Source organism: Octadecabacter sp. B2R22, from assembly GCF_018861045.1.
Classification (GTDB): Bacteria; Pseudomonadota; Alphaproteobacteria; order Rhodobacterales; family Rhodobacteraceae; genus Octadecabacter.
The window spans coordinates 141,814-164,153 of sequence record NZ_JAHKQJ010000002.1; the positions used below are offsets into that span (position 1 = coordinate 141,814).

21 protein-coding genes are annotated in these 22,340 nt (G+C 56.6%); 9 read left to right on the top strand and 12 right to left on the bottom strand.

Annotation, left to right across the window (positions count from 1 at the left end):
• Nucleotides 1–9: 9 nt before the first annotated feature.
• Together KO486_RS00755 and KO486_RS00760 are read right to left on the bottom strand one after the other, a co-directional pair.
• The gene (locus tag KO486_RS00755; protein ID WP_216035630.1) at nucleotides 10–1,476 is read right to left on the bottom strand and encodes a DUF6504 family protein; all 1,467 of its coding nucleotides are present in this window, start codon (nucleotides 1,474–1,476) and stop codon (nucleotides 10–12) included.
• Nucleotides 1,445–2,134, bottom strand: coding sequence for a hypothetical protein (locus KO486_RS00760; protein WP_216035318.1), 690 nt, complete (start codon nucleotides 2,132–2,134; stop codon nucleotides 1,445–1,447). The genes KO486_RS00755 and KO486_RS00760 overlap by 32 nt, the downstream gene beginning before the upstream one ends.
• 215 nt (nucleotides 2,135–2,349) lie before the next feature.
• Between KO486_RS00760 and KO486_RS00765 the strand changes: the two genes are divergently transcribed.
• From KO486_RS00765 to KO486_RS00780, 4 genes are all read left to right on the top strand, one after another.
• Nucleotides 2,350–4,497, top strand: a complete 2,148-nt coding sequence (locus KO486_RS00765) for a DEAD/DEAH box helicase (RefSeq protein ID WP_216035319.1) — start codon at nucleotides 2,350–2,352, stop codon at nucleotides 4,495–4,497.
• 291 nt (nucleotides 4,498–4,788) lie between these two features.
• Nucleotides 4,789–5,790, top strand: a complete 1,002-nt coding sequence (locus KO486_RS00770) for an ABC transporter substrate-binding protein (RefSeq protein WP_216035320.1) — start codon at nucleotides 4,789–4,791, stop codon at nucleotides 5,788–5,790.
• A gap of 90 nt (nucleotides 5,791–5,880) precedes the next feature.
• Complete coding sequence (locus KO486_RS00775) at nucleotides 5,881–6,687, top strand: ABC transporter ATP-binding protein (protein WP_216035321.1); 807 nt, start codon at nucleotides 5,881–5,883, stop codon at nucleotides 6,685–6,687.
• Nucleotides 6,688–6,953: 266 nt separating this feature from the next.
• Nucleotides 6,954–8,234, top strand: coding sequence for an ABC transporter permease subunit (locus KO486_RS00780; protein WP_216035631.1), 1,281 nt, complete (start codon nucleotides 6,954–6,956; stop codon nucleotides 8,232–8,234).
• A gap of 73 nt (nucleotides 8,235–8,307) precedes the next feature.
• On the opposite strand, the gene KO486_RS00785 is transcribed toward KO486_RS00780, so the two are convergent.
• Complete coding sequence (locus KO486_RS00785) at nucleotides 8,308–8,658, bottom strand: VOC family protein (RefSeq protein WP_252734432.1); 351 nt, start codon at nucleotides 8,656–8,658, stop codon at nucleotides 8,308–8,310.
• Nucleotides 8,659–8,742: 84 nt separating this feature from the next.
• On the opposite strand from KO486_RS00785, the gene KO486_RS00790 reads away from it, so the two are divergent.
• Nucleotides 8,743–9,477: a WYL domain-containing protein gene (locus tag KO486_RS00790; protein ID WP_216035323.1), complete on the top strand. Its 735-nt coding sequence runs from the start codon at nucleotides 8,743–8,745 to the stop codon at nucleotides 9,475–9,477.
• A gap of 84 nt (nucleotides 9,478–9,561) precedes the next feature.
• Here the strand turns inward: KO486_RS00790 and KO486_RS00795 are convergent, their stop codons facing one another.
• The 7 genes from KO486_RS00795 to KO486_RS00825 all read right to left on the bottom strand — a co-directional run bounded on the left by KO486_RS00795 (nucleotide 9,562) and on the right by KO486_RS00825 (nucleotide 16,580).
• Nucleotides 9,562–10,545, bottom strand: coding sequence for an ABC transporter substrate-binding protein (locus KO486_RS00795; protein WP_216035324.1), 984 nt, complete (start codon nucleotides 10,543–10,545; stop codon nucleotides 9,562–9,564).
• A 45-nt stretch (nucleotides 10,546–10,590) separates the two neighbouring features.
• On the bottom strand, nucleotides 10,591–11,430 hold the full coding sequence (locus KO486_RS00800) for an ABC transporter permease (protein WP_216035632.1): 840 nt from the start codon (nucleotides 11,428–11,430) through the stop codon (nucleotides 10,591–10,593).
• Nucleotides 11,430–12,359 (bottom strand): ABC transporter permease, encoded by a 930-nt coding sequence (locus tag KO486_RS00805; RefSeq protein WP_216035325.1) that lies wholly within the window; start codon nucleotides 12,357–12,359, stop codon nucleotides 11,430–11,432. Before KO486_RS00805 ends, KO486_RS00800 begins: the two co-directional genes overlap by 1 nt.
• 3 nt (nucleotides 12,360–12,362) lie before the next feature.
• Nucleotides 12,363–13,139: an ABC transporter ATP-binding protein gene (locus KO486_RS00810; RefSeq protein ID WP_216035326.1), complete on the bottom strand. Its 777-nt coding sequence runs from the start codon at nucleotides 13,137–13,139 to the stop codon at nucleotides 12,363–12,365.
• On the bottom strand, nucleotides 13,136–13,630 hold the full coding sequence (locus KO486_RS00815; protein WP_216035327.1) for a DUF4760 domain-containing protein: 495 nt from the start codon (nucleotides 13,628–13,630) through the stop codon (nucleotides 13,136–13,138). Before KO486_RS00815 ends, KO486_RS00810 begins: the two co-directional genes overlap by 4 nt.
• Before the next feature lie 9 nt (nucleotides 13,631–13,639).
• Nucleotides 13,640–15,094 (bottom strand): dihydropyrimidinase, encoded by a 1,455-nt coding sequence (gene hydA, locus KO486_RS00820; protein ID WP_216035328.1) that lies wholly within the window; start codon nucleotides 15,092–15,094, stop codon nucleotides 13,640–13,642.
• A 235-nt stretch (nucleotides 15,095–15,329) separates the two neighbouring features.
• Nucleotides 15,330–16,580 carry a Zn-dependent hydrolase gene (locus KO486_RS00825; protein ID WP_216035329.1) on the bottom strand — a complete coding sequence of 417 codons (1,251 nt, stop codon included), beginning with the start codon at nucleotides 16,578–16,580 and terminating at the stop codon, nucleotides 15,330–15,332.
• 166 nt (nucleotides 16,581–16,746) lie between these two features.
• Here KO486_RS00825 and KO486_RS00830 point away from each other — a divergent pair, with 166 nt between their 5' ends.
• Entirely contained in the window at nucleotides 16,747–17,349 is a 603-nt protein-coding gene (locus KO486_RS00830) for a TetR family transcriptional regulator C-terminal domain-containing protein (RefSeq protein ID WP_216035330.1), read from the top strand.
• A gap of 74 nt (nucleotides 17,350–17,423) precedes the next feature.
• Here the strand turns inward: KO486_RS00830 and preA are convergent, their stop codons facing one another.
• Both preA and KO486_RS00840 read right to left on the bottom strand, forming a co-directional pair.
• A complete protein-coding gene (gene preA, locus KO486_RS00835; RefSeq protein WP_216035331.1) occupies nucleotides 17,424–18,728 on the bottom strand; it encodes an NAD-dependent dihydropyrimidine dehydrogenase subunit PreA in 1,305 nt (434 codons plus the stop codon).
• A 1-nt stretch (nucleotide 18,729) separates the two neighbouring features.
• A complete protein-coding gene (locus tag KO486_RS00840; protein WP_216035332.1) occupies nucleotides 18,730–20,070 on the bottom strand; it encodes an NAD(P)-dependent oxidoreductase in 1,341 nt (446 codons plus the stop codon).
• Nucleotides 20,071–20,235: 165 nt separating this feature from the next.
• On the opposite strand from KO486_RS00840, the gene KO486_RS00845 reads away from it, so the two are divergent.
• From KO486_RS00845 to KO486_RS00855, 3 genes are read left to right on the top strand one after another with little or no spacing between them, the layout of a single operon-like run.
• Nucleotides 20,236–20,520: a DUF1330 domain-containing protein gene (locus tag KO486_RS00845; RefSeq protein WP_216035333.1), complete on the top strand. Its 285-nt coding sequence runs from the start codon at nucleotides 20,236–20,238 to the stop codon at nucleotides 20,518–20,520.
• On the top strand, nucleotides 20,520–21,614 hold the full coding sequence (mtnA, locus tag KO486_RS00850) for an S-methyl-5-thioribose-1-phosphate isomerase (protein ID WP_216035334.1): 1,095 nt from the start codon (nucleotides 20,520–20,522) through the stop codon (nucleotides 21,612–21,614). Before KO486_RS00845 ends, mtnA begins: the two co-directional genes overlap by 1 nt.
• 3 nt (nucleotides 21,615–21,617) lie before the next feature.
• Nucleotides 21,618–22,259: a class II aldolase/adducin family protein gene (locus tag KO486_RS00855; RefSeq protein ID WP_216035335.1), complete on the top strand. Its 642-nt coding sequence runs from the start codon at nucleotides 21,618–21,620 to the stop codon at nucleotides 22,257–22,259.
• Nucleotides 22,260–22,340 lie beyond the last annotated feature (81 nt).

Consider the following 22,340-nt stretch of genomic DNA (forward strand, 5'->3'; position numbering starts at 1 on the left):
GGTGCACCTTCATGCGAAACACCCGTGCACGAACCAGCGCGGATCACCGCCGCGCCCGTCCTCATGCAGCCCTTCGCGATAGAGCCAAATGCGCCGCCCCGTCTGATCCTCAACCTTGAAGTAGTCGCGCAGCCGCGTGCCTGGGCGGTCTTTCCACCATTCGGGTGCAATCCGTTCCGGCCCTGCATAACGCGCCACGCGGTAAGTTTGCCTGCGCCATATGAATTGTGCAGGCGGACCTTCTGGAACAGCATAAAGGACGCGCACTTCTTCGGGGTGATCAAACAGGCGGATCGGGCGTTCCTTTGGGCGTTCGATCACGGCGTGCGCGATCCCCGCAAGGGCCGCGATCCGATCCTCGCTGCGTTCGGGAATATGGCTTTCGCGCAAAACGGGGCGGCTGACGGCACGGGGCCCGAACTTGGCGCTTAACCGATCCACAAGGCGGCTTAGGTGCAGGGTATCATCTGACCCGCCATCAAGGTGGTTTTGCACCAGCTGCAAAGGTTCAACCCCGCCCGCCGCCAGCGTGATCAAATCAAACCCGAAACCTGGATTGATTTTTTCGACCTTGTCGCGAAACAACCCCAGCAGGTGGTTCGGGTCGCGGCTGCTTGCGGACGTCGCCACATCAACCCAGCTGACATCACCATCGGTTTTATAGACCACCAAGTGCAAACTACGGCATCCTTGGCCGGTCTGTGCCAATTGTTCGCAAAGCTCCTCACACAGCGCAGGCAAATAGGATGTTGGATCAAGGATCGGTTCGGGCAATTGCGTTTGCACATGAATGCGCGGTTTGGCGTCCACACTGGCGACGGGTTCCGCGATTTTTCCCAGTGCCTGATCCAGCCGCATCAAAGGGTTCGATGCAAGGGCTGCTTTCACGAACCGCCGCGTCAGGGATAGGCGCGGCACATCCATCACAGCGCCAATGGTTTTTAGCCCAAGGCGACGCAGCAGCAGAACTGTTTCCCCTTCTAGTCGAAGTGCGGTGACAGGTAGTGCGCCCAATTTCCACGTCGCCTCATCCGGTCCGCAAACCGACCGCACCGGACCAAACCGCGCCAAGGCCCATGCCGCGCCCCATGTGGGCGCCACAGCCAACCGCGCCGTAAGCCCAAGCCGCGACAATTGTGTTTCCATCTCAACCAGCATCGCCGTTTCGCCACCCATCAAGTGGTCCGACCCCGTCGTGTCCAAAATCAATCCGTCTTCGCCATCGCGCACAGACCACGGGCACCAACGACGCACCCAAAGCACCAGTCGATCAAGGGCGGCGCGATCCCCTGCAAGATCGGCGTATTCCACCTGCAATTCAGGGCAGATCGCGCGCATATCCACGACCCGCGCGCCTATGTTGATACCCATCAGGCGGGCGCTGCGATTGGTGGCATGGATCACGGGGCCATGGTGCCCCTCACGCGCCAGCACAAGCGGCACATCATCCGGTGGCGCGTTGCCCTGCCTGTCCATCACCCGCTGCCACCGATCCATCGCGAACTGCGGCAGGTTGATAGAGACGATCCGGCGCCCCGTTTTTGCCCCGCTCATATTCGGCCACCCATTTCCCCGGCTTCAATCGGCGCGAGCGGAACAGATCCAGCGACCAGCGCGGTGCACCCGAGGCTTGGGGGTCGTGTGGGTTGGGCGCAGAGGGCAGGGACGACACGCGCCATCGGTCCCGTGCTGCACTTAGGTTTTCGGCAGCGGCCCGCCGGATCAACCAGCAGGGCACCTTGGCGGCCTCTGATCGCATGGCCAATCGTTTGGTCGCGGTAAAGTCCAGGACAGGCGGATCGCCCCAGACTTCGCCGATGACGGCACCAAGGGCGCGGCAACGTAACCCGTCCTCCATCGCCCAAAGCACGTCTGCGGCACGGGACAGGTCGACCATGATGATCGAGTGACGGGCGCCCATCCCCGCCAGATAAGGCCGCCCGCTTTCGCGGCGGGTCAAACGGTCCTGCACCCAAAGGATGGGCGCGCTCGTTTGTGGAAGGCGTGCCAACATGTAGCCCACAGCCGCAGCATCCACCGCGTTTGTTGCAAAAACCTCGGATAAGGTCGCGACGTGGGGGGTGACCCGATCCGCTTGACCTGTCGGTTTTTCCTGAAGACGCAAAGATCGCATGCACGACACCATTTCCCAAATGTTCACACTTTGTTCTACATTGAGTCGCATCACAGGTCAAACCGAGGATCACGGTGGCTGCATGGCACCTACCCATACGAGGACCTAATAAACCCTATACATTAAAGGCGCATCGCGTTAGGTGCGGCGCTTGTCGGGCCGATCGGGCTCCGACTCTTTTATTCCGAATACTCAAACAGACGTGGAACGGCCCTTTGAAACAGACCCTGGCAGATGCCCTAGAAGCACGCGGATACGATACGCTGACCGCAGTGCAAGAGGCCGTGAGCGACCCCGAAACAAACGGCAAAGACATGTTGGTGTCTGCGCAAACTGGATCTGGCAAAACGCTGGGTTTCGGATTGGCGATTGCGCCACAGATATTGGGTGAGGGCGACAAATTCGCCCGTGCAGGTTCACCGCTTGCCCTGATCATCGCGCCGACGCGCGAATTGGCACTGCAGGTAAAACGTGAGCTCGCGTGGTTGTTTGAAAAAGCTGGCGTTGTCATGGCGTCCACCGTGGGCGGTATGGACATGCGCGATGAACGCCGTGCATTGGATCGCGGTGCGCACATCGTTGTCTCGACACCGGGTCGTTTGCGTGACCACATCATGCGCGGGTCAATTGACCTGTCAGGCCTGAAAGCCGTCGTGCTGGATGAAGCTGATGAAATGCTCGACCTTGGGTTCCGTGATGACCTTGAATTCATCCTCGAGAACGCACCAGAGGATCGCCAGACATTGCTGTTCTCTGCGACCGTTCCGGCGGCGATTGCGAAACTTGCAAAGTCCTACCAGACCGACGCCCTGCGCATCGCCACAACAAACACGGCCAGCCAGCACGCGGACATCGAATACCGTGCCTTGAACGTCGGCCCGCGCGATACTGAAAACGCGATTATCAACGTTCTGCGCTACTACGAAGCGCCAAATGCCATCGTGTTCTGTAACACCCGTGCCACCGTCAACCGCATGACGACACGCCTGTCCAATCGCGGGTTTAGCGTTGTTGCCCTGTCTGGCGAACTGACCCAATCCGAGCGCACCAACGCGCTGCAAGCCATGCGTGATGGCCGTGCGCGGGTTTGTGTGGCGACAGATGTTGCGGCACGCGGGATCGATTTGCCGAACCTTGAATTGGTGATCCATGCTGAACTTCCAACAGGGTCCGACACCTTGCTGCACCGCTCTGGCCGCACGGGCCGCGCTGGGCGCAAAGGGATTTCGACGCTGATCGTGCCACCATCCGTGCGCCGCAAGGCAGATCGTCTTTTGGGCTGGGCAAAGCTGACAGCAGAATGGGCCGACGCGCCCTCTGCCGACGATGTCACCGCCAAAGACGAAGAACGTATGCTCGAGCAATTGGGCGACGCGGACCCGTTGGACGACAGCGAAACCGGCATCATCGGCAAGCTGACCGAAGCCTACACCGCTGAGCAGATCGCAACCGCCTATCTGCGCATGTATCGCGAACGCCACTCAGCACCAGAAGAACTGGCCGCACCGAACGAAGCGCCGAAACCACGTCAGGCCTTTGGGCCGAGCGTTTGGTTCTCGATTGCGGGTGGCAACAACGCCGGCGCAGAGCCGCGCGTCATCTTGCCTGTCGTCTGTAAGGCAGGCGATGTGTCCCGTGACGACATCGGTGCGATCCGCATTCAGAAAGACGCGTCATTCGTTGAGATCCGCGAAAGTGCCGTTAAGGGTTTCTTGGCGGCCGTTGGGCCTGACATGACCCTTGAAAAGGGCATGGTGATCGAGCGTTTAGCAGCGGCTCCGAAACTGGAACCACGCGGCCCACGCCCTGATAAGCCACGCTTTGACAAAGGCCGTTCTGATAAGCCGCGCGGTGATAAACCTCGTGGTGATAAGAACTGGGGCGACAAACCACGCGGAGAGAAAAGCTGGGGCGACAAGCCGAAATACGACAAGTCGGGTTCAAAGGATCGCAAACCGCGCCACGGGGATGGCCCCCGTGATGGGGCATCAAAATCAAAAGGTACAACAACACCTGTTGATTGGAACGACGCACCAGAACCACGCGCCAAAAAACCAAAGCCGGACCACGCAAAGGGTGGCAAGCCAGCCTTCAAGAAGAAACCACACAGTGGCGATTCAAAACCCGCAAACGACGGCGCGGTAGAAGCATTCAAGCCACGTAAGGCGAATGCCAGTGATCCATCCAAGCGGATCGGACGTCCGGGGGCTGGCCTGAAAGGGCCAAAGCCACCAGCGGGCAAAGCCTCTAGCAAAAAGAACCGCGCCCGCGCTGCGGCGAAATCGACGGGCGGAAAACAGGGTGGCGCGGGTCGTCCGACCACCAAAAACAAAGGCCCCGGCGGCAAGTCTGGACGCAGCTAAGCGGACCTAAGACACGCCCGAATCCGGACATCGGGTTCGACGGCCTATCTGCTTTGCGCAAAATCCGCGCAAACTGCTAATTGATGCAGCACGCGACTTTTTCAGCGCCTCTCCCTTAAGGGAGGGGCGCTAAATGTATCGCCAGAAAACTTTGGTAAGTAAGTCCAGTTTTCAGAAAGGATTTGACCAATTGTCGATTCGATCTCTAGGCTGAGAGCGCTAAATCAAAGTTCCTGCACGACGGGACCTTCAAGAAGTTGCACAGCAACACATAACCAACAGGGGATCACCATGATCAAGAAAACAACAGGCGCCATCATCCTTGGCGCGGTGGCGGCATTGTCCGGCACGACAGCAATGGCTGACGGACATGCCATCACAGTCGGTTACTTCCTCGAATGGCCAATGCCATTCCAATACGCGAAAGTTCAGGGCACCTACGAAGAAGCACTGGGTATGGAAATTAACTGGGTGTCTTTTGACACTGGTACGGCGATGTCTGCTGCTATGGCATCCGGCGACGTTCAGTTGTCTGTCTCCCAAGGCGTTCCACCATTCGTAGTTGCTACATCTGCTGGCCAAGACCTCCAGATGCTCGACGTGGCCGTATCTTACGCGGATAACGACAACTGCGTTGTACGCTCTGACCTTGAAATCGACGGCTCCACTGCTGGCGATCTGGCCGGTTCCAAAGTTGCTGTTCCACTCGGTACGGCTGCACACTACGGCTTCCTGCGTCAGATGGATCACTTCGGCGTTGACGTTGCATCCCTCGAAGTTGTCGACATGGCTCCACCGGACGGCGCAGCTGCATTGGCACAAGGGTCTGTTGACATGATGTGCGGTTGGGGCGGGTCCCTTCGTCGCGCGCTCGAAAGTGGCAACACATTGATGACGGGCGCAGAAAAAACCGAGCTCGGCATTCTGGTGTTTGACGTAACATCCGGCCCAACAGGTTGGATCGCAGAGAACGGTGAAACTGTTTCCAAGTTCCTCGCCGTGACAGCTGAAGCCAACGCAATGTGGAATGCGGGCGACATGGCTGACGAAATGCTGCCAATCATCGCGCAAGACGCTGGTATGGATGTCGAAGCGACCGCTCAGACAATGGCGACATTCGTGTTCCCATCCGTCGAAGAGCAGCTTGGCGAAGCATGGCTCGGCGCTGCGGCTCCGGCATTCTTGTCCGGCGTTGCGAATGTCTTCGTAGATGCAGGCTCCATTGATGGCGCTCTGGAAAGCTATGACGGCGCAATCAACACAGCGCCACTTGCCGCTGCAAGCGACATGTAAACCTTTCGAAAGGGGCTGCGCCGTGTGGCCCCTTTCAACCTTGGTGTGACTGCAATCTTTTCCTATCCACTTTTATAGACGGGGGCCCCAATGTCCGGATTGGCCATCGACAATATTTCTATGCGTTTCGATCTGCCAAACGGCAGTCATGTGCAGGCTCTCAAGGATGTTACGCTTGATATCAAGCAAGGCGAATTGATGAGCGTGCTTGGCCCGTCGGGCTGCGGCAAGACAACGCTGCTAAACATTGTAGCCGGCTTTCTTGCGCCCACGGGGGGCGAAACGAGGATCAATGACCACGTCGTTGAAGGCCCGAACAAAGAACGCGGCATGGTGTTCCAGCAAGGTGCGCTGTTTGAATGGATGTCGGTTCGCGACAACGTCAGCTTTGGCCCGCGTATGGCAGGCAAAAAGAAAGCCGACTACATGGGCAATGTCGATCACCTGTTGGATGTGGTCGGCCTTCAAGATTTCAAAGAAAAGATGGTTTACGAGTTGTCCGGCGGGATGCAGCAGCGTGTGGCTTTGGCCCGCTGCCTTGCCAACGATCCAGACGTCATCTTGATGGATGAACCTCTCGGCGCGCTCGACGCGTTGACCCGCGAAAAAATGCAGGGGCTGGTTCTGAAACTTTGGAAAGAGACCGGCAAGACCATCATCCTCATCACCCACTCGATCGACGAAGCCTTGCTTTTGGGCGAACGGGTTCTGGTCATGGCGCCACGCCCCGGCCGCATCCACAAAGAATACCGCCTGCCGTTTGCGGAAATGGGCGTTGATCAAGATCTGCGCGAAGTCAAAGAACACCCTGACTACGGCACCACCCGCGAAGAGATCTTGACGATGATCTGGGACATGGAAGAAGAAATCATGGGTCGAACAGAGGCGGAGGAATAATCATGGCTGGAACTGTAAACCTCGTCTGTACGCGCGAACGTCTCGGCGAGATGGTCACAGATTTGCGCGCCACTCCTGTTCCTGATGGGCAGGTCGTTGGCGAAAACTTCACTCCCGCTGATGGCTGTCACGTTGCGTCCGGTTGGGAGACGTTTTCATACCAGTTCGGCACGCTAGGGTCTGAACTGTGGACGGAAACGGTCAATGTCGTCCTGTCGTCGATCAGTGCGATTCCTTATATAGCGGGCTACATCCTCCTGATCGTGATGTTCATGTTCGTGTGGCGGGCGATTAAATCGTTCCTGACGCCGACACGGGATTATACGTCACTCAAGACAGTGACATTTGGCGATGAAAGCGCGGTGCGCTCTGAAACGGCAGCCTCAATCATATCAATCATCCTGATCTTCGTGATCTGGGGGACGTTTACGGGATCGTCGCTATTGCCGTCATTCTTACACCTCCCTGGTCCGTTCACAGGTGAGGGGAGCTTTACCTACACCGTTGAAGACGCCGACGGGAACCGCGATGACGCCGAGGTCTTCGTGAATGTCTTGGCAGCGGGCACCGCTTCTGAAGAAACCCAAGTCGACGCAGGCGACGGGTTCGCAAAGAACGACAGCGCCAGTGTCACGATCTATAGCAGCGAGATTGTCTCATGGGATCGCAACGACGACGTGAACCGTCGCGATGATGGCGCACGGATTGTTGCGATCAACGGGCAAGAGTTCCAATTCGACCCGAATGCGCGTGATGACAACGGAAACCTGACTGACACGGCCCCGTCGTTCACGTTAGATTTCGCACGCGTGGCGATCACGGATCGAGGTACAATCAACGTGTCCCCTGATCCCGGATGGCAGATGCAGCCGCTTTATTTGCCTGCACCAGAAGTCGTCTGGAGCCGTTTCATCGAGATCGCGAAATACGGCTATCAAAACGTCTATCTGACAGTGCACCTTGGGTTCTCGCTGTTCCGCGTGATTGTCGGCTTCTTGCTCGGCGCAGCGATCGGCATTCCGCTTGGCTACGCCATGGGCCTGTCTAACTGGTTCCGTGGCTGGTTTGACCCGATTGTTGAATTCATGCGCCCTGTGCCGCCATTGGCCCTGATCCCATTGGTGATCATCTGGTTCGGCATCGGTGAGGTCGGCAAGATCTTCCTGCTGTTCCTCGCGGCCCTGTGGATCATGGCGATTGCTGCACGGTCTGGCGTTTCGGGCGTTCGCATTACAAAGGTTCACGCTGCTTATTCGCTTGGGGCATCTCGCTGGCAAATCCTGCGCCACGTGATTATCCCGAACTCTCTGCCGGAAATCTTCACCGGTGCGCGGGTTGCGATGGGTGTGTGTTGGGGCACGGTTGTTGCCGCTGAACTGGTCGCCGCAGAAGAGGGGATCGGTAAGATGATCACCACGGCATCCAAGTTTCAGAACACGGATATTATCCTGCTTGGCGTAATTATCATCGGGATCGTTGGCTTTGGCATCGACATGCTGATGCGCATGGCTGAACGCCGCCTTGTTCCGTGGAAGGGCAAAGCGTAACTTCGCTCTCTTAAGGACTGCAATAAGGGCCGGAGCATCGCTTCGGCCCTTATTCTTTGCGTATCAGTCGCCCTTAATCGGACAGGCAGATTTTATTCTTGTCGAGGTCCCGCACGTAAGCTGAAAAACGAGGCCCCCGTTGGCCGGGTTCACCTTCCGATGTGCCACCAAGTGCAATCGCCTTCTCGTAAACGCGTTTTACTTCATCGGCGGACCCGAGGCTGAACCCAACCATAGTGCCGTTGCCAACCGTTGCGGGTTGTTCGTCAAAGGGAAGGGCGGCAGCAAAGGCAAAATCATCGCCAAGCCAGTAGGTCATGCGGTCCGATGGGATCATCTTGTTCATGCCAAGCGTGTCAAACAACGCATCATAGAACGTGATGGTCGCATCCATATTGTTCGTGCCAACTACGAAATAGTTCATCTTCATCTTCATATCTCTCAAATGCCAGTGGAGTGTTTGGGCTGTCTATTTGACAAATAAGACATTTTACGGCGTATTTGTTTGATGGTGCGCACGAATTCAAATGGCAGGTTGCAGCGGCTAGATTCGCTTGCGGTTCAGCTCAAGCAACAAGAACATTGCACGGTCAAAGATCTTGCGATGCAGCACGGAGTGAGCGAGCGCACGATAACGCGCGACCTTGAGCTGATGCGCGAACAAGGTTTGCCCATTGACGCGGACCGGGGCCGCGGCGGCGGCGTTCGACTTGATCGCAGATGGGGTGTGGGGCGCATGAACCTCAGCTATCCTGAAGCGGTTGATCTGCTTATCAGTATCGAAGTCGCAGAACAGATGAAGTCGCCGATGTTCTTGGCCAACCTCGGTTCTGTCAGACGTCATTTGATCGCGTCATTCTCGCCGGAAAAGCGGGGCAAGGTCGAACGCATGAAATCGCGTATCCTGATCGGTGACACGGCATCCACCTTCGTACAGACGAGCATGAACGCGCCGCCCGCGCGGGTCGTGCAGGCGGTTCACCAAGCCTTCATGGATCAGGGGACACTGGTGATTACCTACCAAAGAGAAGACACAGAAACCTCTGAACGCGAAATCGAACCCCATTACCTGTTGCTGAATTATCCGGTTTGGTACGTGGTCGCGATTGACCATCTGCGCGGTGCACCTCGTACGTTCCGGTGCGATCGCATCCTATCCGCAGCGGCAACAGGCAACACGTTTCACTTGTTGTCAAAGGACGCATTTAAGGCGTCGATCGACGGGAACAAACTTCGGGTTTGATCGTTCTAGTTAATGCTTGGTTCAAACACGAAAAAGCCCGCCTACATTTCTGCAAGCGGGCCAAATCATGTCGAACCGTTCAGCTTATTCGAATGCAGCGTCCGTGATCGCCGTCGTGTACGCACCTTCGGGTGCTGCTGAAATTACTGGATCAGACCCACCAGCCAACAGTGTTGCGACTGTGCGCTCATAGGCTTCGATGTCCAACGCGCCAGTTCCACCAGCGGTCAGCTTGGCAATCTCGCCCATCATACGGGCTTGTGCCTCTTCGGACTGTGCGCCTGTTTCATCATTTTCCATGATGATCGCAGCAGCCTCGTCGACGTTCTCCTCGGCGTAGCGCCAGCCAGCCATAGAGGCGCGCACAAAGCGAACCATTTTGTCGACGAATTCCGGATCCTCAAGATTGTCTTCTAGCGCGTAGATGCCGTCTTCCAACGTCGCGACGCCCTGATCTTCGTACTTGAACGTGATCAGCTCGTCCGGATCAACGCCTGCATCCAGAACCTGACCGTATTCATTGTAGGTCATGGTAGAAATACAATCAGCCTGACGCTGCAATAGTGGATCAACGTTAAAGCCCTGCTTGAGAACCGTCACGCCGTCTTCGCCACCATCTGTCGGAATGCCAACTTGGCTCATCCAGCTGAGGAACGGGTATTCATTGCCGAAGAACCATACGCCGATTGTCTTGCCGCGGAAGTCCTCAACGGACTCGATGCCGGTGTCTTTCCAGCATGTCAGCATCAGGCCAGACGATGTAAATGGCTGCGCGATGTTCACGACAGGCAGACCCCGTTCGCGAGCGGCCAAAGCGGATGGCATCCAGTTCAGCATGATGTCCGCGCCACCACCCGCAAGAACCTGAGGCGGAGCAATGTCAGGGCCGCCCGGAAGGATCGTAACGTTCAGGCCTTCTTCTTCATAGAACCCTTTGTCGAGAGCCACATAGTAGCCAGCGAATTGTGCTTGGGTGACCCATTGCAGCTGCAATGTTACGTCGTCGTCCGCCATGGCACTGGTGCCGATCAATGCAGCCAATGCTGCGGTTGTGAATGTCGTCTTCATGTTGACCTCCTAAGTCAGTTTCATTCCGCTTCGGTTCGCCGAAGTCTATCGTTGTGAAGGGTGCCAGAATGTCACCCGTTTTTCGAATAATGCCATGGCTCCATAGAACGCCGAGCCCGCAAGGGCAGCGACAACAATCTCGGCCCAGACCATATCAAGCGCAAGTTGGCCGACGGATGTTGAAATGCGAAACCCCATCCCAACCGTCGGAGAGCCGAAAAATTCAGCAACAATGGCGCCAATCAAGGCAAGTGTGGTCGCGATCTTAAGTCCGTTGAAAATGAAGGGCAGGGCCGCAGGCAGGCGCAGTTTGAAGAGCGTTGGCCAATATCCCGCGCCGTATGTTCGCATCAGATCACGTTGCATCGCGCTGGTATCCTTCAGGCCCGCGACCGTGTTCACCAAGATTGGAAAGAACACCATAACGCCAACGACAGCCGCCTTTGATTGCCAGTCACTGCCGAGCCATTTGACAAAGATCGGTGCGGTTCCAACGATTGGCAAAGCCGCCATAAACGCACCGACGGGCAAAATCCCCTTTGTCAGGAACGGGCTGCGATCCGCCAAAAGGGCGACCGCAAAGGCCGCGATCATGCCGATGGCATATCCCGTCATAGCGCCTTTCAGGATCGTTTGTTCAAAGTCGGCCCAAAGCAACGGAATCGATGCGGCAAACCGCTGCGCAATCGCGGACGGGGCGGGCAGTATGATTGGGCTAACGCCAAGCATCGTCACAAGAACCTGCCACATCGCAATGATAGTGACGCCGAAAATCACAGGAATGAGCAGGCTTATGGCACGCGTGTCAGATCGCGGCCCGTTGGCCAGCTTGGTATTGATCCACCAACCAACTGCCCAGATCACCCCTGCTACTATAAACGCCATCATGCTGCGGCCCCCATGCCCATGCGCGAAAGCGTGCGCCGTTCAATTAAGCTCAGGATCGCAACCAGCAAGGCCGCGGTGATCGCCGCCGCAAACAGCGCCGCCCAAGTCACCACCGGTTGGCCGTATTGATCCCCCACAAGCATCCGTGCCCCGAATCCAGCGCGCGCGCCTGTCGGTAGTTCACCCACAATTGCGCCGACCAGCGCTGCGGAAATCCCGATCTTGAGCGACGTAAACAGGTACGGCATCGACGCAGGTAAGCGCAGTTTCCAGAACCCTTGGTTTGCGTTCGCACTATAAGTCCGCAGCAGATCCAATTGCATCCCGTCTGGGGATCGCAACCCTTTGACCATGCCAACAACCACTGGAAAGAAGCTGAGGTAGGCAGAAATAATCGACTTGGGCAGCAACCCTTGGATGCCGATCGCGCCCAGCATGACAATCACCATCGGGGCCAGCGCGAGAATGGGAATAGTCTGTGATGTGATTGCCCAAGGCATCACCGACTTGTCCATCGTGCGGTTATACACAATGCCAACCGCCAGCAGCACACCCAATGTCGTGCCAATCACAAACCCTAGCAGAGTCGCCGAAAGCGTGACCCAAGCATGATACACCAATGACCGCCGCGACGTGGGGGCCTTGGTGAAAATGGTGTCATACATCTCATACGCGACCTGATGGGGCGACGGCAGGCGCGGGCGTTGTTGCACATAGGTGAGCGGGATGATCGCAGGATTCTTGAACACCAAGCCCAACCCCGAGATCTCTTGCCTCTCTCTTGGGGCTTCGGGCGTGATGACCATGTCATCGCGCTGGGCCTGATCCGCAGTTAGATGCGCATTCATCGGGATCACCGCAAGCGTCCAAACCGCGAGGATGAACCCCACCACAGTCAGCGCCGGAAAGATGCCTTTGAAACTCATGATCTAGCCATCCGAATGCCCCGCACGCAGCCCGTCGCGCACACGGTGTGCGATCTCGATAAATTCAGGGCTGTCACGAATGTCGAGCGGGCGTTCCTTTGGCAGCGGGCTGTCGATCACATCGCTGATGCGACCCGGACGGGGCGACATAACGACGATCTTAGTGGACAGATACACGGCCTCGGGGATCGAATGGGTGACGAAACCAATCGTCTTTTCGGTACGGGCCCACAGTTGCAACAACTGTTCATTTAGATGGTCGCGCACGATCTCATCCAAAGCGCCAAATGGTTCATCCATCAGCAAAATATCGGCATCAAATGCTAAGGCCCGTGCGATACTGGCCCTTTGTTGCATCCCACCCGACAACTGCCATGGGAATTTCTTCTCAAAGCCTGCGAGGTCAACCAACTCGAGCACGCGGCTCACACGGTCCGCCTGATCGGATTTGCTAAACCCCATAATCTCAAGCGGCAGGCGAATGTTGCCGCCAATCGTGCGCCACGGATAAAGCCCTGCGGCCTGAAACACATAGCCATAAGCGCGTGCGCGGCGTGCTTCATCTGGCGTCATGCCGTTGACGGAGATTTCACCAGACGTAGGCGTTTCCAGCCCGGCGATGCAGCGCAAGAACGTGGTTTTACCGCACCCCGATGGCCCGATGAAAGAAACGAAATCGCCCTTATTTATCTCGAGGTTAACATCCTTAAGGGCATGGACAGGACCGTCGTTCGTCTCAAACGTCAGGTCGAGGTTGGTGGCGGAAATTACGGGGCTCATGCTTGGTCTGCCTTTTTCCATCTCGCAACCATCTGTTCGGTAGCTGAAAACAAGGTCCCATTGCTGGAACGCAGTCGCTCGCCGCTTACGAAATTTTCCAGTCGGTCCCAATCGCGAAACATCGCCGTTTTCCAATAGCCGCTGGCCACAGCTTCATCGATCGCATCATGATCAATCATACGAGCGAGTAAGCCGTAAACACTAAGGATGTAGCGCGCGCGGCCTTTGTCATCATCCCCGTAAGCATTGTAGTCTTGCTTGCACTGACCTGAGCCAAAAAAGTTCTGCCGTGCATTGCGGAATTGTTCGCCCTGCAAGGTGTCATGAACGACGAAAATAGACTCCCGAAGAAAACGGCGCTCGTCCTTATTTTGCCCTGCGGCTTGCAGCCGCATTTGGCGCCAAACGGCAAATGTGGTGGCAATAACTGCAAGAGCAGCGAGGATTGTGGCAACGTCGGCAGCTATATCAAGCCAAAGTAAGTCAGTCATGTTCAGGTTCTAGACCCCCGTCGCCGGAATGCCGGAACGCTGCACGGGGCGCGGTGCCGAGAGGTCTTTCCATTTGCTCAGCGCCTGATTGGTCATGCCATTGCCCTCACGTTTGACGAACTTTCCGTGGCCTTCTTGCGTGCGCACCTCTCCGTCATGGATCGCGACATGGCCACGCGTCAACGTGAACCGCGGCAGGCCTTTGACGTGCTTGCCCTCAAACACGTTGTAATCAATAGCCGATTGCTGTGACCCTGCGGTGATCGTCTTCTCCTTGGCGGGGTCCCAAACAACGATATCCGCGTCCGCGCCCACCAGAATGGCACCTTTCTTGGGGTAGCAATTCAGGATTTTTGCGATGTTCGTCGACGTCACGGCAACAAATTCGTTCGGCGTCAGCCGTCCGGTTTCCACACCGTGGGTCCACAGCATCGGCATCCGATCTTCTAGCCCACCTGTGCCATTGGGGATCTTGGTGAAATCGCCGACACCGGACCGTTTCTGCTCAGTGGTAAAGGCGCAGTGGTCGGTTGCGACAACGCTAAGTGAGCCTGACTGAAGACCCGCCCACAGACTATCCTGATGCTTCTTGTTGCGGAACGGCGGAGACATGACGCGCCGTGCAGCGTGGTCCCAATCCTTGTTAAAATACTCGCTCTCGTCCAACGTCAGGTGCTGGATCAACGGCTCACCCCAAACGCGTTTGCCTTGCTGGCGCGCACGGCGGATCGCTTCGTGGGATTCCTCGCAAGAGGTATGCACAACATACAAAGGCACACCCGCCATATCGGCGATCATGATCGCACGGTTGGTCGCTTCACCCTCAACCTGAGAGGGGCGCGAATAGGCGTGGGCTTCGGGGCCGTTGTTGCCTTCGGCCAACAGTTTGGCGGACAGTTCCGCCACCACATCACCGTTCTCGGCGTGAACCATCGCGATGCCGCCCAATTCGGACAGACGGTTGAAGCTGCTGAACAGCTCATCATCGTTCACCATCAACGCGCCCTTGTAGGCGAGGAAGTGCTTGAACGTGTTGATGCCGCGATCCTCGATCACGGTTTTCATGTCCTCAAAGACTTGTTCGCCCCACCACGTTACGGCCATGTGAAAGCTGTAGTCACAGTTCGCGCGGGTCGATTTATTGTCCCAGCGTTTGATCGCATCCAGCAGGCTTTCGCCTTGGTTCGGCAGGCAAAAATCGACAACCATCGTGGTGCCGCCAGCCAGCCCCGCTCGCGTGCCGGACTCGAAATCATCCGTCGAATAGGTCCCCATGAACGGCATTTCCAGATGCACATGCGGGTCGATCCCACCGGGCATCACAAAACACCCCGTCGCGTCCAGTTCTTCGTCGCCTTTTAGGTTTGGCCCGATCTCAACGATGGAGCCATTCTCGATCAGAACATCAGCCTTATAGGTTAGATCGTGCGTTACGATGGTGCCGTTCTTGATGACTTTAGTCATGATCTGGATTCCTCGTTTGTATCTTTTGTGAAATGCGCCATGTGAGAGCCCCAAAGATGACCGCAAAAATTATTGGCGGCGCTAAATAGACTAGCCCGGCATATGGAGCATATGGGCCAGATTGTCTCGACAGATACATGCCGGCAAGCCACCCGACCGCAATCGCAGCGACAGTGACGGCTATCTGAAGGCCCCGTAGTTTGATGTTCCGCCTATTTGGCACGACAGAGTCCGATCATGTCACAATCTCCGCCGTCTCCAGCACCGCATGCATCAACACATCAGCGCCCGCAGTGGCCCATTCCTGTGAAATTTCTTCGGCTTCGTGGTGCGATAAACCGTCTACGCAAGGGCACATGATCATCGATGTCGGATACAAATCATTGATCCAGCAGGCATCGTGACCCGCGCCGGAAATGATATCCATGTGGGAATAACCGAGCCGTTCCGCAGCATCGCGCACGGCCTTAACACAGCTTTCATCAAAGGCGGGCGGGTCGAATTGCCCGACGATCTCGCATGAGAATTCCACGCCGATATCTTCGCACAGCTTTGGCGCACGGGCGTTGAATTCATCAACCATCGCGTTCAGCTTATCCAGCAGATGCGTGCGCATATCGACCGTGAACACCACCTTACCGGGGATCACGTTGCGCGAGTTCGGGTAGACGTCGATATGGCCGATCGCGCCGACAGCGTTGGGCTGATTGGCCATCGCAATTTCATGAACCAGTTCCGTCACAAGCGCCAAACCGCGCCCTGCGTTTTTACGCATATGCATCGGGGTGGAACCGGTGTGGCTTTCTTTACCGGTCACGGTGCATTCGATCCACCGCAGCCCTTGGCCGTGGGTGACGACGCCGATGTCCTTGCCCTCGGCCTCCAAAATCGGCCCTTGCTCGATGTGCAATTCAAACATCGCGTGCATCTTGCGGTCCCCGACTTTTTCGGGGCCTTTCCAGCCAATGCGCTCCAGTTCATCACCAAACTTCTTACCCTGCGCGTCTTCGCGGTCGCGCGCCCATTCAAGGCCGTGCTTTCCAGCAAATACACCAGAGGCCAGCATCGCAGGGGCAAATCGTGTGCCTTCTTCGTTCGTCCAGTTTGTCACGACAATCGGGTGCTTTGTCTTGATGTCGAGGTCATTCATCGTGCGGATGATTTCGAGTCCGCCCAGCACGCCCAAAACCCCGTCATATTTACCGCCCGTGGGTTGCGTATCCAAATGCGAACCGACGTAGACGGGCAGGGCATCGGGGTCTGTGCCTTCGCGCCGCGCAAACATGTTGCCGATTTCATCGACACCCATTGTCATGCCAGCGGCTTCACACCAATTTTGAAAAAGATGGCGACCTTCGCTATCCTCATCCGTTAAGGTCTGGCGGTTGTTGCCACCGGCCACACCTGGGCCGATTTTGGCCATCTCCATAAGGCTGTCCCAAAGGCGCGCCCCATCAATGCGAAGATTTTCTCCTGCGGCTGGCATATTGATCTCCCAATACTGGCTGGCAATAATTTGACCAACTGGTCAAAGGCAGGCTACCAGAGGGCCCTACCTAGTCAAGGAATTTGCTTACTTTATAAGCCGACAGTCGCTAAACAGGGTTGGTATTGATTAGTTTTTGCGCCCTATCGTCTGAAAAGCAGCCCCCATGAACAAACCTGACACGCGTATTCAAAAAAAGAACCAAGCAGCGATTCTAGATGCGGGTCTTTTGGTCTTTTCTCAGTTCGGGTTTCGCGGCTCTACGCTGGATCAGGTCGCAGACGAGGCTGGCCTCTCAAAACCCAATTTATTGTACTATTTCCGCTCCAAAGAGGCGATCTACACGTCCCTTCTGGCCAAGCTTCTTGAAAACTGGCTTGAGCCACTTCGAGAACTCGATCCGCAAGGGGATCCCGTTGATGAACTGATGGCTTATGCGAAACGTAAATTGGATATGTCCCAGCATTTTCCGCGTGAAAGCCGCTTGTTTGCAAATGAGATCATCCAAGGCGCGCCGCGCATCGGGGATGTGTTGCGTGGAGAGTTGCGCGAACTGGTTGATGAAATCGCCGTGGTGATCAACGGTTGGGCGGCCGAAGGTCGGATCAAAGCGGTCGACCCCTATCACCTTATCTTTTCGATATGGGCGCTGACCCAGCATTACGCTGATTTCGATGTTCAGGTGCGGGCCATTCTCGGGGACGTGGACCCGTTTGATGGCGCTGAAAAGCACTTGGAAGCGATGTTGCACGGGTTGCTGACACCGTAACTCAAGAAAAAAAACCAGACAAAAAACTGGCCGACACGTTCATGTGCCGGCCAAGTCTCAGGGAGAAATCGGGTTTATTCTGCCGCTGTTGCTGACGGGTTGTTTGGGTGCGTTGTCCAGTTGGCGTAGTCTTTTTCGACGACTTTACCTGTGCGCGGATCGATCGTGCCGGGCTCCAACTCAACCATCGTGATGCAGTTCTCGACAGGGCAAACATCGACGCAAAGATTACAGGCCACACATTCCTCATCGATCACGGTAAATGTGCGGTCCTCGGACATTGAAATCGCTTGGTGGGACGTGTCTTCGCAGGCGGCGTAACAGCGACCACAGGAAATACAGTCATCCTGATTGATCTGCGCCTTGGCGATAAAGTTAAGGTTCAGGTACTGCCAATCGGTCGTGTTTGGCACGGCCGCACCCATGAAATCCTGAATGCTTGTGTGGCCCTTTTCATCCATCCATTGGGACAGACCAGAAATCATTTCTTGAACGATCTTGAAGCCGTAGGTCATCGCCGCCGTGCAAACCTGCACGTTGCCGCAGCCCAGCGTGATGTATTCCGCCGCATCGCGCCACGTCGTGACACCGCCAATGCCGGAAATCGGCAGGCCAGCGGTTTCAGGATTGCGTGCAATCTCGGATACCATCGACATCGCGATTGGTTTTACAGCAGGGCCGCAATAGCCGCCGTGGGTGCCTTTGCCATCAATGCTCGGTTCAGGTGACATAGTATCGAGGTTCACAGACGTGATCGAGTTGATCGTGTTGATCAGGCTGACCGCATCCGCGCCGCCGCGCATCGCCGCCGCAGCGGGCTGGCGAATGTCTGTGATGTTGGGGGTCAGTTTCACGATCACGGGCTTGGAATAATACTGTTTGCACCAGCGCGTGACCATTTCAATGTATTCGGGCACTTGGCCCACGGCGCTGCCCATGCCGCGTTCTGCCATACCGTGCGGGCAGCCAAAGTTCAGCTCGATCCCGTCGGCGCCTGTGTCCTCGACCAGCGGTAGAATGGCCTTCCACGCCTCTTCTTCACACGGGACCATGATCGATACGATTATGGCGCGATCGGGGTAATCCGCCTTCACGCGCTTGATCTCTTCAAGGTTGGTGTACAGGTCGCGATCGGTGATCAATTCGATGTTGTTGATGCCGAGAACACGGCGATCTGCGCCGTAAATCACGCCGTAGCGCGGCCCGTTGACGTTGACCACAGGAGGGCCTTCGCCCCCCAGCGTTTTCCATACAACTCCGCCCCATCCAGCCTCGAATGCGCGGCGCACGTTGTATTCCTTGTCCGTTGGCGGCGCAGAGGCCAGCCAAAACGGGTTCGGGGATTTGATCCCAAGAAAATCTGTCGTCAGGTCAGCCATTTTATGCATCCCCCATCAAAGTGCTGTGAATATCCATCGCTGCGTCGCGCCCTTCGGCCACCGCCGTCACCGTAAGGTCATCGCCCCCCGCAGCACAGTCGCCACCCGCCCAGATACCAGCGCGGCTTGTTCGACCTGCACCTGTCACGGCAATCTTGCGGCCCTCAACTTTCAGCCCTGCATCCGTGTCCAATGTTTGGCCAATGGCGCGGAACACTTGGTCAGCGGGAAGGCGCCTCATTTCGCCAGTACCTATTAGTTTGCCGTCCTCGACCTTGGTGTATTCGAGTTCAATTTCGGTGGAACCGCTGGCACCACGGATCGCTTTGGGCTGGAGGTTGAACAACAGCTTCACCCCTTTGGATGTGGCGAGGTCTTGTTCATACGTACTCGCGCTCATGCCGTCGCGACCGCGTCGATAGGCGATCGTTACGTTTTCGGCGCCAAGGAGTTTGGCCTGCACCGCAGCATCAACAGCAGTCATACCGCCCCCGATCACAACGACATTGCGACCGATATGCAGATCCGTCAGGTCGTTCGTCTGGCGCAACTCTTCGATGAAATCGACAGCATCGCTTACCACGTGGCCTTGTTCGCTTTGGATCGTAAGGCCAAGCGCGTTCACGCCGCCAAGGCCAATCGCCAAGAATACAGCTGCAAAACACCCAACCAGATCATCAATCTTCAGATCATCGCCCAAGGCCATGTTTGTCTTAATTTCGATCCCGCCGATGGACATAAGCCAGTCAACTTCACGCGCAGCAAAGTCATCCGTCGATTTATAGGCGGCGATACCGTATTCGTTAAGTCCGCCCGCTTTGGGGTTTGCGTCATAGACGGTGACATCATGCCCCAACATTGCAAGGCGGTGCGCACAGGACAGTCCAGCAGGACCCGCGCCAACAACAGCGATCTTTTTGCCGCTCGATTCTGCACGGGTGAACGGCATTACGCCCTGTTCCATCACGCGGTCTGTTGCGAAACGTTGCAAACGGCCAATCTCAACGGGTTTACCTTCGGCCAATTCGCGAACGCAGGCTTGCTCGCACAGATCCTCGGTAGGGCAAACGCGGGCACACATGCCGCCCAGAATGTTCTGGTCAAAGATGGTTTTAGCAGCTGCTTCGGGTGTTCCAGTCGCAATCTGGCGAATGAACATCGGGATATCGATATCCGTCGGGCAGGCTGTAATGCAGGGGGCATCATGGCAGAAGTAACAGCGATCTGCAGCCACTGAGGCCTCATGCGCATCAAGGGGCGCGTGCAGATCACCGAAGTTTTCGGCCAGTTCATCAGCGCCAAGGCGCGATGCCGCAATTCCGGTTGTGTAAGGCGAATTCATAGCAACTCCGTACGTCGATCACAGGTTGAGCATGGCACAGTTTATTTTTTTATCAAACGGTAAAATTTTTGAAACGCGCAGTCTTTTGTTTATCCAGAGGTTTTGATGGACGCGAAGGCACGAGTGCCTAAGATGACATCACAATTAAAACATCAGGAGCCGCCAATGCCCGCCTACGCGATCGTCCAAGTGGACGTAAAAGATGCAGATCAATACGCCAAATATGCCGAACTTGCGGGGCCAGCGGTCGCCAAATACGGTGGTGAGTTTCTGGCCCGCGGTGGTGAAGTAGAGGTGCTTGAGGGCACGACTCGCGCTCGCTGTGTCATCATCCGTTTTGCCGACATGGAAACAGCTAAGACGTTTTACCACGGTCCCGAATATCAAAAGGCCCTGTCCTACGGGCTGCCCGCATCCGAACGCGACTACAAAATCGTCGAGGGTGTCTGATGAAAGTGAACGGCACGCCCTATCGCTCGCTTTGGTGGGATGGGGACAAGGGTGAGTTGCAAATCATCGACCAACGCTGGCTGCCCCACGACTTTCGTGTGCAGTCGGTCACGACGATGCAGGACTTCGTTGATGCAATCGTGCAGATGCGCGTGCGCGGCGCGCCGTTGATTGGGGCGACGGCGGCCTATGGCATGGCGCTGGCGATGAAGCTGGACTCGAGTGATGATCATATGGACGACGCTTGGGACGTGCTTCACGCAACGCGCCCCACAGCGATCAACTTGCGCTGGGCGCTAAACCGATGCCGCGCCGCACTTGCCCCTTTACCAGAGGTGGATCGCGCTGCCGTTGCCTTGTCGCTCGCACATGAGATCGCGGATGAGGACGTCGAGATTAACCGCAACATCGGGTTGAACGGCCTAAAGCTGATCAAAGACATCGCCGCCAAGAAACCCGCAGGCGAACCTGTCCGTATTCTCACCCATTGCAATGCGGGCTGGATCGCCACCGTAGATTGGGGAACTGCGACAAGCCCAATGTATCACGCTAATGACGCGGGCATCCCGCTGCATATCTGGGTCGATGAAACCCGTCCGCGAAATCAGGGCGCTTTGACATCTTGGGAACTGGGCAGCCATGGCATCCCACATACCTACATCACGGACAATGCAGGTGGGCATTTGATGCAGCACGGGCAGGTGGACCTTGTGATTACCGGAACCGACCGCACCACGCGGGCAGGGGACGTGTGCAACAAGATTGGAACCTACCTCAAGGCGCTGGCCGCTCATGACAATGGGGTTCCGTTCTACGTCGCCTTGCCGTCCCCAACGATTGACTGGACTGTGTCCGATGGTGTGGCTGACATCCCCATTGAGGATCGCGGATCGCGAGAGATCACGCACATCATGGGGCGCGACGACGCCGGTGAAATCAGTGAGGTGCAAGTCACGCCAGATGGAACCACCGGTGGGAACCCTGCGTTTGATGTCACGCCTGCGCGACTTGTTACAGGGCTCATCACCGAACGCGGCATTGCGCCTGCGTCGGAAGACGGGCTGACGTCCATGTTCCCAGAACTCGCGGGATAGATCATGCAAGACAGCACCGCGCTTCGCCAATCTATCATCGACGGCTGCCTTTGGATGCAAAGCAGCGGCCTGAATCAAGGCACGTCGGGCAACATCTCTGTGCGGGTGGGTGATGGAATGCTGATCACCCCGAGCGCCGTCCCTTATGCGGACATGACGCCAGATATGATCTGCAAGCTGCCTCTGGATGGTGATCCAGCTCCGGATCAAAACCCGTCGACCGAATGGCAATTCCACCAAGCCGCCCTAAATTCCCGCCCAGATTCCAACGCCGTCGTTCACGCCCATCCAGCCCACGCCACGGCGGTTGCCATCCAGCGGCGCGCCATTCCGCCCGTTCACTATATGATCGCGGCCTTTGGCGGGGCCGATGTCCCTTGCACAGCCTATGCGCGTTTTGGCACCGCTGATTTGTCCAATATGGTCGCGAAGGCCGTTCAGTCCCGTGACGGATGCCTGATGGCAAATCACGGCGCATTGACGCTTGGTGCCACGTTGGATAAGGCGCTGTGGCGGATGCAGGAACTCGAAACTCTTGCTCAAGTGCTCTTGCTTTCCGAACAGAACGGCACGCCCGTCTTGCTTACCGAAGAGGAAATCGAAGACACGCTGAAGGCATTCTCGGGCTACGGTCTGAAGGCCTAGGGCGGGTTGGTTGGATCGTTTGACAAAAAATTGACCGTTTCTGATCCGAATTGTTGATAAACTCTTCGGTTTCGCTTGAGG